Genomic DNA, 13,043 nt, shown 5'->3' with positions numbered 1-13,043 from the left:
CAACCGTGGTACTTGCCAACCGACAAGGAAAAACAGTCCGATCAACACGATGGCCAAGCCCCTTTTCAAGACACTTCCAGTTTAATGTACTCGCATAAAAAAACACCACGTCTCATGACGTAGTGTTCATTTCTCATTCATTTGCTTCATCAAATCCATCTGTTCTTTCACCATCGCCTCTTTCTCACGTCGGAGCACACCGCGGTACGTCACACGCGAGATCGATAAGCTGATCTCATATAAGAAGAAGAGCGGCAGCGACACCATGAGGTGCGACGTCAAATCCGGCGGCGTGATGAATGCCGCGATTACGAACAAGGCGAAGTAGGCGTACTTCCGAATTTTTGAGAGGAAGTACGGCGTCACGACACCGATGCGCGTCAAGAACATCGTCACGACCGGAAGTTGGAACAACAGTCCAAACGGGATCGTCAGTTGCAACAGGAACGTGAAATAGTTCGTCGCCCCGATGATTTGCGTCAGACCGAGGTCTTGCCCGAGGTCCGTCGAGATATCGAGGACGAGCGGGAACAACCAATAGTAGGCGAATGCGAGACCGATGAGGAACAAGATAAAGATGACCGGGATATAGGCGAGCGTCCATTTTCGTTCATTCGGATGCAGACCAGGTGCGACGAACGCCCACAGTTGATACAGTAGAAATGGACCCGATGCGACGAGCCCGATGACGAGCGCCAAGTTCAAGTAAATCATGAGCGGGTCCGCGACCCCAAAGGCGTTCAGCTCGAGCCCTCGTTCGACGAGGTCCGCCTGCAGATAGGCGAGCACGTATTTGACACTCGGCAAAGCGATCAGAAAGAAGGCAAAGACGACAAATGCCGACAGCATCAGTCGTCTCCGCAGCTCTGTCAAGTGATCGGACAGTGCCCGTTCTTGATCAGGTTGATGGCTCATGGCTTACTGCTCTTTCTTCTCAATTTCTTTCTTGTCGGTCTCATCGTGCTCTTTCATCATACCGTTCGTGGCATTTTTGAACTCACGGAGCGTCTGCCCCGCTGCCCGGCCGAACTCTGGCAATTTCTTCGGCCCGAAGAGGATGAGCGCGATGATGGCGATGACGAAAATACTGACGCCACCTGGGATACCGACGACGAGTGATGATTGTAGAAATTCCATTATTGATGGACCCCCTCAGCGGATGGATAGTGTTGCATAAAGTAAATGAGCGACTGGAGTTCGATCGACAAGTCGATATGATGGACGCGGACCGTGTCCGGTACAGTCAATCGCGCCGGCGTGAAGTTCAAGATCCCTCGAACGCCATAGCGGACCAAATCATCGGCGACCGGTTGCGCGTAGGCAGACGGGACCGTGAGGATGGCGACATCGATTTTGTTTTGCTTCATAATCTGTTCCATCTCATCGACGTGATGAATCGGGACACCTGACATCGTCGTGCCGACTTTTGTCTCGTCTGCGTCGAACCCGACGACGATATGTGTGTTATTGTTTTTAAGGAAGTTATAGTTGACGAACGCTGTCCCGAGATGACCGACCCCGACCAAGGCGACGTTCGTGATCTCGTCTTGATTCAGCGTCTTACGGAAAAATTCTAACAGATACTGTACGTTATAGCCATATCCCTTTTTACCGAGCGCACCGAAGTATGAGAAGTCACGGCGAATCGTTGCCGAATCGACCTTGACCGCCTCGCTCAGTTCAGCAGAAGAGACACGCTGTTTCCCTGACGAATGTAGGCTTTGGATAAACCGATAGTATAGTGGCAACCGTTTGGCTGTCGCTTGCGGAATCTTTGGTTCGTTTTGACTCAACGGAAAGAGCCTCCTTTTTACGACGCGTTTCAAACGAATCTGATTTCATACACCTTGATTGTAAACGAATTCACATAAGCACTCAATGAATATACCTGAAAAGGGGAAGAAATAAAGTATACTAAACAGAGAGAAAGGGGTTTTTTCACTTGATCCTACTGCAAGTCAACAACTTATCCAAATCGTTCGGCGTCGAGCCGATTTTAGAGAATGTCAAACTAGAAATCCAAGAAGGCGAACGCGTCGCCCTCGTCGGCCGCAACGGCGCCGGCAAGTCGACGCTGTTAAAAGTCATCGCCGGCGAGTACAACTATGACTCGGGCGACATCATGAAGCCAAAAGACGTGACGATCGGCTATCTCGCCCAAGACTCAGGATTAGAATCGAACGAGACGATGTGGAACGAGATGCTCACCGTCTTCACCGACTTGATCGAACAAGAGAAGACGCTCCGCCAGATGGAGCAAGACATGGGCTCGGAGCGGATCTTGAACGACCCGGCCGCCTACGAGCGTCTGCTTGCGGCGTATGACGAGGAGCAACACACGTTCAAAGACCGCGGCGGCTATCAGTATGAAGCGACAATCCGCTCGATCTTGCACGGGATGCGGTTTTACCCGGACGACTTCGAACGTCGGATCGATACGCTCTCAGGGGGACAGCGGACACGTCTTGCCTTAGCGAAGATGCTCCTGCAAAGCCCGGACCTGCTCATCTTGGATGAGCCGACGAACCATTTGGACATCGAGACGCTCAGCTGGCTCGAGAAATATTTGAGCGGCTATAAAGGTGCCGTCCTCATCGTCTCCCATGACCGTTACTTCCTCGACCGCGTCGTCTCGGTCGTCTACGAGCTGTCACGCAACCGCAGCCGCCGCTTCGTCGGGAACTATACGAAATTCCTCGAGCAGAAGGCCGCGCTTTACGAGCAAGAGAAGAAACAGTTCGAGTCGCAACAAGAAGAGATCGCCAAGATGCAAGACTTCATCCAACGGAACATCGCCCGGGCGACGACGACGAAACGCGCCCAAAGCGTCCGCAAGCGGCTCGAGAAGATCGACCGCATGGACGTGCCGGACGGTGACGAACGAAGCGCGGTGTTGTCGTTCTCGATCAAACGCCAAAGCGGGAACGATGTGTTGAGCGGCAGCGACCTCGCCATCGGCTACGAAGAACCGATCGCACAACACTTGCGTTTCCAACTGCAACGCGGCGAGTCGGTCGCCCTCGTCGGCCCGAACGGAGTCGGCAAATCGACGCTCCTCAAAGTGTTGACGAAACAACAACCACCGCTCACCGGTGACATCCGCTACGGTACCGGCGTCGAAATCGGCTACTACGACCAGGAACAACAGAACTTGTCGGACGCGAACCGCGTCATCGACGAGATTTGGAACGACTGGCCGCTCATGCGCGAGCAAGAAGTCCGCAGTCTGCTCGGCCAGTTCTTGTTCAGCGGGGACGACGTCATGAAACGCGTCCAAGAACTATCCGGCGGCGAACGGGCCCGGCTGACGCTCGCCAAGCTCAAGCTCGAGCAACCGAACTTGCTCGTCTTGGATGAGCCGACGAACCACTTGGACCTCGACTCGAAGATGATCCTCGAGAACGCGCTCGTCGACTATCCCGGGACGATCTTGTTCGTCTCCCACGACCGTTACTTCATCGACCGGCTCGCGACGCGTGTCTTAGAGATCACGCCGAACGGCATCGATGAGTACCTCGGCGACTACTCGTATTACGTCGAGAAGAAAGAAGAGCTCGAGGACCTTGCCCGGCTCGCCCGCGAGGAGACGAAACAAGTCGTCGTCAAGAAGCAGCGCGCCGACAAGGAACAGCAGCGCGAAGAACGCCGGTTGAAACAGCGGGTCGAAGAGATCGAGCTGACAATCGAGCGCCACGAAGCTCGGCTTGAAGAAATCGAGCAGCTGTTATGCGAACCGGACGTGTTCAACGACTTCGCCCGCGCCCAAGAGCTGTCGACCGAGTCCGACGCGACGAAAGAGTCGATCACGGAACTGTTCACAGAATGGGAGGAACTCCATTCATGATGCGTTCCCGTGCCATGCGGATCGATTGGATGCATGCGTTCCTGACCGGGTTCGTCTACATCGTGCCGAGTGGGACCGAGTATATCTCGGAACTCATCCGCGGCGAGGCGACGAACGTCCCGATCATTTTATTTTACTTCCTGCCGATTGTCGTCGGGTTTATCATCCAAACATGGTCCGGTATCATCATCAGCCTCTTCAGCGGCTTGCTTATGAGCACGTTGTTCATCCGGCTTGTCATTTGGCCGATCGATGTCACGGTGCATAGCTTTTATGCGCCTGGCTCGGTCTGGGGCCACTTTTATCGAGAGACGCTGTTCATGTGGGTGCTCGCGTTTATCGTCTACGTCGTGAGCCGGGTGAATATGTGGTATCGAAATAATTATCGACAACCGAAAAACTGACGAAAGAGCGCCAATCCGCGTATAGCGGAAGGCGCTCTTTTATTATGATCGAGTATGCTGTTTGAACGTAAAACCCATCGTTAAAAAGATGTAGGGGAATGCCAACAAAATTAAATGGAAATATCCTATACTACCAAAGATGACTTCATCTTGTGCCGGATCAGACATCTCGTCTAAGTAAATGCCTAGGCTGTAGCTATACCAAATCACGTAAGCATAAAAGAATGCTGAAATACCGTAAATAATCTTTCCAATAAGATTTGTTTTACTCGTAGTCACCCCTACTAAAAGAAGGATTGGATAGAGGATTAGCAACGCGATTACAATGAAAAATAACGAATCTGGTTCAAAGTATTGAATGTTCATAGTTTACCTCGCCTTTAATAGTCTGGATTACAAAGTGCTTTATACGTATCCAACAATGAAACATCCGGTCGATTCGTATCTAGATTCCAAGATGATTTCCAAATCGTAGTCGGGTTAACTGCATGACAGATAAATTGATCTTTGAGCTTCGGGCGGTTTGCCGTACTTGTCGCTTGATACGAAGCGTCTGCTACAACTTCAGACCACATCTGTTTTCCGATGGCAGTTGACCCAAAAACGCCTAATAATGCGCCACCCAAAGTATAGCTAGCTGTAATATACGTTCGTGCACATGTCCGTGGATATACAGAAAAAGTATTAGAGTCCGTATACTTCGACGCTGTATTATCGATTGTATCCGAGCAGAACAATGGATCAGCGACTAAAGGATAATCCGTTCCTTCATAATCAATATGTTGGATCAACTGTTGGTCTTTAATCTCATAATATGTTTCGACTTCGTTTCCATTACTGTCTTTCGCCCAAGGGGAGCCAATGAAGACCTCTACCTCACCTTTTTCATTCACAATTTTGTACTCTCCATCTTCGTGAATAATTCGACTACCTTCAGTAATGTCTAAATCTAAGACATATTCTTTTGGCGACTCAGTTGATTCAATGTTGTAGAGGATTTGGACACCTCCTACTAAAGCCACATTTTCAATAGAATACTGTTCTTCTTTGTTTCTGAAAATCACTTTCCCTTCTTCTGTTTTATCGAATTCTAAATTTGAGTCTTCATGTATAATACTAAACTCATCACTTTCTTTCGTCATCGTAACTGATGGATTAGTGAAAAATACTTCAATTTCATTAAGCTGATCCGTATCGTTTACTAAACGATCCTCTTCAATCGAATCTACTTCTGCGTCTGGACGCAATTTCGATTCGCTCCCCCCTGTAGATGCGTAAGCTGGATGTGCTGTCCCCAGTATTGTAAATAAAGCCAAACTACTCATACATGCTTTCATTATAAAACCTTTACTCAACGTTGTGTCCCCCTACTATATAAGCTTTATATTTTGGGAAAAGACAAATATCGGCAGTTCAATCATCTGTTTTCTCTATTCTGCCCATGTCTTTCCCACCACTCTAATAGTATTCAAGATTGCTAATCAATTTTCTAGATGTCTTTTTTATCAAAACAAAAAGGACAATAGTACAACAATTTTCTTAGGTCATGAAAAATATACTAGGCTTATGGCCCTCAAAGTAACCATTTCCCATTTTTGTGATTATAATTTCATCCAGAGTCCACTATTAAAAAGATCACCATAAAGTGACGAGCCCGGTTCATCCGACTGTCAGATAGACTATGTAAACGAACAACAGAAAGTAGGTGAAATCAATGGAGTAGACTAAAAATATCCGCTTGATGGATTATGAATTGCGTCCCATCCATGCGCACATATTATTGGCCGGCTGACTATCGATACTCACTTGGCGCATTTTCTATAAAGTCTACCGTAGTTGCAGTTCTTTTCTCGTCGTCACGTTCTTCATCGAAGACAAATGAAAAAGGCTCACAGAGACGGACAATATCCGTTTCTGTGAGCCTTTTTTAGAAGTAGCGCAACGGTTGGAACCCGCGCGTGTGGAAGTCGAGCTTGATGCCGTCTTCCGTGATAAAGAACACGTACTCGTTCGTATCGACGTCGCGGACGAACACTTTATAAAACGTCAGCGTCTCTTCGCGGTTCGTCACATAACGGGCCTCATGGGCCGAGATGACTTGCGCGAACAGTTGTTGTTCGTCGAACTCTTTGACGAGCGCATCGAACTTGGCCGCTTCTTCCTCTGTCGCCTCACGGCCCGGGAAGAGCTCGTAATAGGCGTCGCTCGCTTTCGGCTGCACGCCGAGGTTACGGTCGACGACGATGACGCTCTTGATGTCTTGGTCTTCTAGATTCTTATAACCATACAGTGTCTCGATGAGTGTGTTCTCACCGGTCACACGGGTGATGCCTTCGAGCGTATCAGCGCCCGTCAGCGAACGGACCCGCGTCTCTTCTGGGACGATTTCTTCTACATAAGCGATATTATAAGCGCGGATGATCTCACGTACTTGCAAAAACGTCGCAACGACGAGCAATACGATGAGCCCTCCAATGATGATACGTTTCGTCATCTCTCTGTTCCCCCTAGACTGTCATGCTCTCTTCTAAGGATAACCCAGGAACCGCATTCATCGCCAGTGTATCGCGCTTGCCGCGCACATACGCGTGATGCGCCGCCACACCGATCATGCCGGCGTTGTCCCCGCACAGATTGAGCGGCGGGATGACGAGACGGATGCCTTCCCGTTCCGTCGCTTCCTTGAGGGCGGCCCGGAGCCCACGGTTCGCCGCGACCCCACCGGCAACGAGCAGTTGCTTCGCGCCTTTTTCTTTCACGGCCCGGATCGCTTTCTCCACTAGCACCTCGACGACGCTCGCTTGGAAGCTCGCCGCCAAGTTTTCTGGTACGACCGTCTCACCGCGTTGTTCGGCGTTATGGACGGCGTTGATGACGGACGACTTGAGTCCGCTGAAGCTGAAGTCAAAACTGCCGGCCTCGAGCCGGACGCGTGGGAACTTATACGTGTCTTCCCCGCTAGCTGCCAACTGGTCGATGGCCGGGCCACCTGGATATGGGAGACTGAGCGTGCGGGCGACTTTGTCGTACGCCTCACCAGCCGCATCGTCACGTGTCTCACCGATGACTTCGAACACACCGTGCTCTGGCATGTAGACGAGCTCGGTGTGGCCACCTGAGACGACGAGACAGACGAGCGGGAACTGCATCTCTTCGACGAGTTCATTCGCATAGATGTGTCCGGCGATGTGATGGACACCGATGAGCGGTTTACTGTGGGCGAACGCGAGCGCTTTGGCCGCACTGATCCCGACGAGAAGGGCACCGACGAGTCCTGGTCCTTGCGTGACCGCGACCGCGTCGACGTCATCCATCGTCACACCGGCTTCGCTAAGTGCGTCATCGATGACGTACGTGATCCGCTCGACGTGGTGACGCGAGGCGACCTCAGGTACGACGCCGCCGAACCGTTTATGACTTTCAATCTGCGACGAGACGACGTTCGATAAGAGCGTCTTGCCGTCACGAATGAGGGCGACCGACGTCTCATCACAGCTCGACTCGATCGCGAGAATGAGCGATGTGTTCATAGTGATTCACTTCCTAACTTCGCCCAGTAAATATAGGCGTCTTCATTATTGTCTTGATAGTATCGTTTCCGGCGACCAGCGTTCTCGAAGCCGAACTGTTCATATAATTTTTGGGCGCCGATGTTTGACACGCGCACCTCGAGCGTGAGCGCTTCGAGTGACTTCGAACGGGCGAACTCGACGAGCTGCGTGAGGAGCATATTGCCGACACCTTGACCCCGGTATTCCGGTAAGACAGCGATGTTCGTGATATGCCCTTCGTCGACGATTTGCCAGACGCCAACGAACCCGATGACGCGGCGTTCATGGACTGCGACGAAATAAATCGCCTGCTCGTTCTTGAGCATCTCGTTCATGAACGCTTCTTTCGTCCACGGGATGGCGAATGACGCCTCTTCAACTTTCGTGACTTCTTCGACATCGAGCCAGTTCATCCGACGGATTTTGATATCAGCCATTGTTTTGTCCCTCGAGCCATTTTGCCTCGGCCTCAGCGAGACGAAGGTATTCCGGTTCGAACGCGTGCACGTCCGCCGTCTCTTCACCTAAAGCGACGAGATCACCGGCCCGGCCATAACTGTGGGCGGCCGGCGCTTCTGTATAGTCATATGCCGCAAGCACGTCACGGAACGGCTCGACGTCACCAACGACGACGAACGGTCCCGTCATGTTCGCTTGTAGCCAATCAGCGACCGAGGCGTGACTGTCCGGCGTGACTTGTGCGTTTTGTTGATAGTGCCCGATATAGGCGTTGCCGCGCCGTGCGTCAATGAGTGACACGACCGGAAGTTCGGTGTTCGGGGCCGCCGCCATGAGGCGGAGCGCCGATACGCCGACGAGCGGGAGTTTCAATGTATAAGCGAGTGTCTTTGCCGTCGTCACGCCGATGCGGATGCCGGTGTAAGACCCAGGTCCCGTCGTGACGATGATGCGTTCGAGCTCGGTCGGTGTCCATTTGACGGCCGCCATGAGCTGTTCGATCATCGGCATGAGCGTGACGGCGTGGTTTTTCGAGACCATGACCGTCGCTTCTGCCTGGATGCTTCCGTTCTCACTGAGGGCGACGGACAGACGTGTCGTCGCCGTGTCGATCATCAGTTGCTTCATGCGAGCACCTCCTTGACGAGCGTGTCATACGCTTCACCAGTCGGTATGAACGTGATTGAACGTTCCTCGTCGCCTGTCCGTTCGATCGTGATCGCGAGGCGCTCGGTCGGTAGCGACGACTCGATCAAGTTCGACCATTCGACGATGGCGACGCCGTCACCATTGATGTATTCTTCGAGACCGATATCGTCCCCGGTGTCCTCGAGACGATAGACGTCCATATGGTAGAGCGGCAAGCGCCCTTGGTATTGTTTCATGATGGTGAACGTCGGGCTGTTGACATTACGCGTCACGCCGAGTCCTTTGGCGAACCCTTGGGTGAACGTCGTCTTGCCGGCACCGAGGTCCCCGTTAAGCGTTATGACCGTTCCCGCTTTGACGAGCGCGGCGAGCTTTTCCGCTACGGCCTGCGTCTCTGGCGCGGAATGGGTAATCAATGTATACATGATGTTTCTCCTTTAGTCGATTCTAGCGATACGTACTCATTGTACACTCAATTTTAGGCAAAAAAAAACACGAAACGTCATCGTTTCGCTATCTCATTTAAAAATTGGTTGCGGGGGCTGGATTTGAACCAACGACCTTTGGGTTATGAGCCCAACGAGCTACCAGACTGCTCCACCCCGCGACGACATATGAAATTAAATAAAAATTGGTTGCGGGGGCTGGATTTGAACCAACGACCTTTGGGTTATGAGCCCAACGAGCTACCAGACTGCTCCACCCCGCGACGATTTGAATTGTTTCGACATCCTCTATAATAAGCGAGACGGTTATAAAATGCAACCTTTTTCTTAATGTTTTTTGGAAATTAGAATCGGGAACACTTAAAGGAGTGTAACTTTATTAACAGAAAAGGAGCGCGACCGACATGTCGAAATGGGGCAACCGCTTTAAAAAATGGTTCTTTTCCGAGTTAGATGCGTCCGTTTATTTCCATACGATCCCGTTCGTGCCGAAGCAAACCGTTCACGGGACGCTTCGCGTCTTGAACCCGACGTCAAAAGTGATCCGTCTGCATGAACTGACGCTCAACTTCCTGACGACGTTCAAAGACATCACGCTTGAAGGTAACGAATTCAACCGCGAGGCCGACATTCAGGAAGTCCCGATTCGCCTCACGGCCGTGCTTGAGCCCGGGGCAGAAGAACACATCCCGTTCACGTTCGACTTGACGATGTATGCCCCATCGACATCGGGCGCCCCTTATAGTGTCGAAGCGACTGTTTGGGACACCGATGGTAAACGCGTATGGTTCGATGTCGTCGAAAACATCGAGATCGAACCACTCCCTGAGTTGAAACGATTGCTCGAGGCGACCGAGCATGCCGGACTCGAGCTAATGTTCGTCCGCAACGTCATCGACCCGCTCGGTGAAGAACGACCTTATCCGTTCGTCGAGAAGTATGGGTTCAAGCCCGTCGGCGACTGGGCCGATGAGTTCGAGGTCGTGAAATCATTCTGGCGCATGGATGAAAATGGGGTCGACGTCTATTACTGGCTCGACAATATCGAACGACAGCGCACGCTCGACTCGATGGCGACCGACGTCGAACTCCGGCACCGATCCCTCACCTGGGAACAACTCGAGCACGAACAAGACCGACTCGGACTCGGGATCCAAGATACGCTACGCAGCCACCGCTCTTCATGAGCGGTTTTTGTATGGACTTTTCTCAATCGTCAACCTGTCACCCTGAATCGAGACGATCGTTTGAAAGTTGTCGCGATACGGATGCATGAACAACTCGTATTGCAGACGCCGTTCTTCATGAGATGCTTTCAAGTATTCCATCTCCATCCCTCGCTCCGTTATGTCACGAGCAGCGCGTCGGGCGAACTCCGTATCCCCATCTGTATATAGATAGACCGATAAATCCATATACCTTGGATCGAGAAAGGCGACGCTCATCCCCTCGACGATGGTGACCTGCTTCTCGGGATCGATCCACGTCCGTTCGAGATACGGGACATCCATCGTATAAAACCCGACCCCTTCCCGTACCATCCGGACGTCCCGCTCGAGCGACAACAAGTGATGCGCCGCCGGATGACAGGCCGTCATCTTATAGTGATGCACCTTCCCATCGACCGTATAGTCGATCATCGCACTCTTCCGAAGCGTCGAGTCCGTGATATACGGGTCGGTGTTAATGTAGTTGACCTCCCCGAGACGTGTTTGTAACTGTTTGGCGAACGTCGTCTTCCCGGCACCCCCGTGACCCGAAATCCCGATGAGCGTCCGTTCGTTCAGATCAATTTGATCGATGATTTGATTAATGAATCGCTCCATAGTAAATCCCCCTTTGATACACTATACACAGAAAGGAAGTGTACCAATCCAATGTCGAACTGTCCATTTTGTCATCCACATCTCGATCCGTCCCAACGCATCATCGCTGAGAACGACACGTGCTACTTTCTGATGCATGACCGCGAACAAGACGTCCTCGTCGGTTCCGGTGTCATCGTCCCGAAACAGCACCGGGCGACAACGTTTGAGTTAACACCGACGGAATGGAGCGATACATACACCTTGCTTCATGACGCCAAGTCTTTCCTAGAGGAGACGTACGGTCCTGACGGCTATACGCTCGGCTGGAACGTCGGTACAGCGTCCAATCAGACAGTTCCCCATGCCCACTTGCACATCATCCCGCGCTACGCAGACGGACCACATGCCGGCAAAGGGTTACGACACTGGCTGAAGCGGCCGGAATGATCAAACAGCTCATCGTGTGACGATGAGCTGTTTCCATTTTTCTTCCGTATCTTCGAGTTGTCGTTCCAGCCGCTCGACATCTCGCGTCATTTTTTCAATGAGTTTGGCAATCTCGCGATCGAGCCCGTTCACTTTGTCGAGCGAATCATTGATTCGTCCATGCATCGTCCATTCGGAAAAAATATCATCGAGGAAGTAATCCGCGAACTGGACGAGCGAACCACGCTCGATGTGTAAGCCACTGACAATCCCTTTCACATCAGCCAATTCACGCGAGAAACGCTCAAGTGCGGATTGGAGTTCATGCATCTTCCGTTCAGAAGCATCGATCGCGTCATGTTTCATCGCTGTCGCAATCAATCCACCTCCGAAGAACGTGTCATATGTCGACCAACTCTTCGCACTGTCGAGGTGTTTGAGCGTCTTTGAGATGGCAGCTCGTGCTGCGTTACCTGCTGCGATCGCTTCTTTATACTCGACGACCACTTCTTTCGTTTCCGCCTGTTGATTCGTGAGACGGTACAACTCTTCTCTCACCTTAGGATCCTGCTTCAGGTGACCTTCTTTCTCTTTCATAAACGCTGCCCATTTCGCATCAATCCCGTTATATGCCTCAAAGGTTTCATACAAATCTCGACGCTCAAGCACTAACTCATCAATCATCGCCTCGTGTTCTCGCAGCTTGAATTCTGCCCGGGCCGCTTCTTCTAATTCAATCGTGCGCTGCTCGCTAAACGTTCCACGCAGCTTACGCCATGCATTGACGAGCGAAAATGTCTCTAAGTCATAGACATCACGCTGTTCTTTCGTGAACGTATTAAGCAACTGTTTTCGAACAGTCTCATGTTCAGTAATTTGTTTGTCGAGAGTCTTCAGTTTACGAGCCAATCGGTCTCGTTCAGCAAGGCTTTGTTGAAGTGTCAACTGGTGTTCATATAATTCATTCATTGCGGTATACTCCCTTTCTTCTGTAACCCTTGTCTCGTTGTACGATAAAATACGACAAAAAGTTTCAAATGAACGACAAAAAAGGACGACCAAGCATGTGCTTGATCGTCCTTCATATTGCCCGGCAACGTCCTATCCTCACAGGGGGAGACCCCCAACTACTTTCGGCGCTGAAGCGCTTAACTTCCGTGTTCGGCATGGGAACGGGTGTGACCGCTTCGCTATCGCCACCAGACAAGTATTATGATACCGCTGTTCAATTAAAAAGTCAACGCTTTTTCTAAAAATAGTTCGTTTTGTTATACATCAAACAAAAGAACGACCAAGCGTGTGCTTGGTCGTCCTTCATATGGCCTGGCAACGTCCTATCCTCACAGGGGGAGACCCCCAACTACTTTCGGCGCTGAAGCGCTTAACTTCCGTGTTCGGCATGGGAACGGGTGTGGCCGCTTCGCTATCGCCACCAGACAAGGGAATTGTTCCCTGAA

15 protein-coding genes, 2 tRNA genes and 2 rRNA genes are annotated in these 13,043 nt (G+C 51.3%); 4 read left to right on the top strand and 15 right to left on the bottom strand.

What is annotated here, in order from left to right; genetic code table 11:
* Positions 1-126 precede the first annotated feature (126 nt).
* Genes tatC through EVJ21_RS13390 form a run of 3 tightly spaced genes read right to left on the bottom strand, consistent with a single transcriptional unit; the run spans position 127 to position 1,793 of the window.
* Complete coding sequence (gene tatC / locus EVJ21_RS13400) at positions 127-915, bottom strand: twin-arginine translocase subunit TatC (RefSeq protein WP_070328994.1); 789 nt, start codon at positions 913-915, stop codon at positions 127-129.
* A 3-nt stretch (positions 916-918) separates the two neighbouring features.
* Positions 919-1,137, bottom strand: a complete 219-nt coding sequence (locus EVJ21_RS13395; protein ID WP_016509907.1) for a twin-arginine translocase TatA/TatE family subunit — start codon at positions 1,135-1,137, stop codon at positions 919-921.
* Complete coding sequence (locus tag EVJ21_RS13390) at positions 1,137-1,793, bottom strand: redox-sensing transcriptional repressor Rex (protein ID WP_070328993.1); 657 nt, start codon at positions 1,791-1,793, stop codon at positions 1,137-1,139. Before EVJ21_RS13390 ends, EVJ21_RS13395 begins: the two co-directional genes overlap by 1 nt.
* A gap of 149 nt (positions 1,794-1,942) precedes the next feature.
* Between EVJ21_RS13390 and EVJ21_RS13385 the strand changes: the two genes are divergently transcribed.
* A complete protein-coding gene (locus EVJ21_RS13385; protein ID WP_131490682.1) occupies positions 1,943-3,844 on the top strand; it encodes an ABC-F family ATP-binding cassette domain-containing protein in 1,902 nt (633 codons plus the stop codon).
* Entirely contained in the window at positions 3,841-4,248 is a 408-nt protein-coding gene (locus EVJ21_RS13380; protein WP_233589699.1) for a hypothetical protein, read from the top strand. The genes EVJ21_RS13385 and EVJ21_RS13380 overlap by 4 nt, the downstream gene beginning before the upstream one ends.
* 380 nt (positions 4,249-4,628) lie before the next feature.
* On the opposite strand, the gene EVJ21_RS13375 is transcribed toward EVJ21_RS13380, so the two are convergent.
* The 8 genes from EVJ21_RS13375 to EVJ21_RS13340 all read right to left on the bottom strand — a co-directional run bounded on the left by EVJ21_RS13375 (position 4,629) and on the right by EVJ21_RS13340 (position 9,615).
* Positions 4,629-5,603 (bottom strand): DUF2599 domain-containing protein, encoded by a 975-nt coding sequence (locus EVJ21_RS13375; RefSeq protein WP_131469527.1) that lies wholly within the window; start codon positions 5,601-5,603, stop codon positions 4,629-4,631.
* Positions 5,604-6,175: 572 nt separating this feature from the next.
* The gene (locus EVJ21_RS13370; protein WP_071399028.1) at positions 6,176-6,742 is read right to left on the bottom strand and encodes a hypothetical protein; all 567 of its coding nucleotides are present in this window, start codon (positions 6,740-6,742) and stop codon (positions 6,176-6,178) included.
* Positions 6,743-6,755: 13 nt separating this feature from the next.
* The gene (gene tsaD / locus EVJ21_RS13365; protein WP_070328990.1) at positions 6,756-7,778 is read right to left on the bottom strand and encodes a tRNA (adenosine(37)-N6)-threonylcarbamoyltransferase complex transferase subunit TsaD; all 1,023 of its coding nucleotides are present in this window, start codon (positions 7,776-7,778) and stop codon (positions 6,756-6,758) included.
* Positions 7,775-8,236, bottom strand: a complete 462-nt coding sequence (gene rimI / locus EVJ21_RS13360; protein ID WP_131490681.1) for a ribosomal protein S18-alanine N-acetyltransferase — start codon at positions 8,234-8,236, stop codon at positions 7,775-7,777. The genes tsaD and rimI overlap by 4 nt, the downstream gene beginning before the upstream one ends.
* A complete protein-coding gene (tsaB, locus tag EVJ21_RS13355; protein ID WP_131466562.1) occupies positions 8,229-8,885 on the bottom strand; it encodes a tRNA (adenosine(37)-N6)-threonylcarbamoyltransferase complex dimerization subunit type 1 TsaB in 657 nt (218 codons plus the stop codon). Before tsaB ends, rimI begins: the two co-directional genes overlap by 8 nt.
* Positions 8,882-9,331, bottom strand: coding sequence for a tRNA (adenosine(37)-N6)-threonylcarbamoyltransferase complex ATPase subunit type 1 TsaE (gene tsaE, locus EVJ21_RS13350; RefSeq protein WP_070328987.1), 450 nt, complete (start codon positions 9,329-9,331; stop codon positions 8,882-8,884). Before tsaE ends, tsaB begins: the two co-directional genes overlap by 4 nt.
* A 105-nt stretch (positions 9,332-9,436) precedes the next feature.
* Positions 9,437-9,513, bottom strand: a tRNA-Met gene (locus tag EVJ21_RS13345).
* A gap of 25 nt (positions 9,514-9,538) precedes the next feature.
* A tRNA-Met gene (locus EVJ21_RS13340) sits at positions 9,539-9,615 on the bottom strand.
* Between the two features lie 141 nt (positions 9,616-9,756).
* Here EVJ21_RS13340 and EVJ21_RS13335 point away from each other — a divergent pair.
* Positions 9,757-10,539: a sporulation protein gene (locus EVJ21_RS13335; RefSeq protein ID WP_016509933.1), complete on the top strand. Its 783-nt coding sequence runs from the start codon at positions 9,757-9,759 to the stop codon at positions 10,537-10,539.
* Here EVJ21_RS13335 and EVJ21_RS13330 read toward each other — a convergent pair.
* The gene (locus EVJ21_RS13330) at positions 10,534-11,178 is read right to left on the bottom strand and encodes a uridine kinase family protein (RefSeq protein WP_131490680.1); all 645 of its coding nucleotides are present in this window, start codon (positions 11,176-11,178) and stop codon (positions 10,534-10,536) included. The two genes, EVJ21_RS13335 and EVJ21_RS13330, sit on opposite strands and share 6 nt — an antisense overlap.
* Before the next feature lie 51 nt (positions 11,179-11,229).
* Here EVJ21_RS13330 and EVJ21_RS13325 point away from each other — a divergent pair, with 51 nt between their 5' ends.
* Positions 11,230-11,607 carry an HIT family protein gene (locus EVJ21_RS13325; RefSeq protein WP_070328985.1) on the top strand — a complete coding sequence of 126 codons (378 nt, stop codon included), beginning with the start codon at positions 11,230-11,232 and terminating at the stop codon, positions 11,605-11,607.
* A gap of 9 nt (positions 11,608-11,616) precedes the next feature.
* Here the strand turns inward: EVJ21_RS13325 and EVJ21_RS13320 are convergent, their stop codons facing one another.
* From EVJ21_RS13320 to rrf (EVJ21_RS13310), 3 genes are all read right to left on the bottom strand, one after another.
* Positions 11,617-12,555, bottom strand: coding sequence for a hypothetical protein (locus EVJ21_RS13320; protein WP_131466566.1), 939 nt, complete (start codon positions 12,553-12,555; stop codon positions 11,617-11,619).
* 119 nt (positions 12,556-12,674) lie between these two features.
* Positions 12,675-12,790: ribosomal RNA gene (gene rrf / locus EVJ21_RS13315) — 5S ribosomal RNA — on the bottom strand.
* A gap of 117 nt (positions 12,791-12,907) precedes the next feature.
* Positions 12,908-13,023, bottom strand: a 5S ribosomal RNA gene (gene rrf / locus EVJ21_RS13310).
* Positions 13,024-13,043 lie beyond the last annotated feature (20 nt).

Source organism: Exiguobacterium sp. SH0S2 (genome assembly GCF_004337185.1).
GTDB lineage: Bacteria > Bacillota > Bacilli > Exiguobacteriales > Exiguobacteriaceae > Exiguobacterium > Exiguobacterium aurantiacum_A.
Note: the sequence above shows the minus strand (reverse complement) of the source record. Positions and strands in the feature narration are given on the sequence as shown.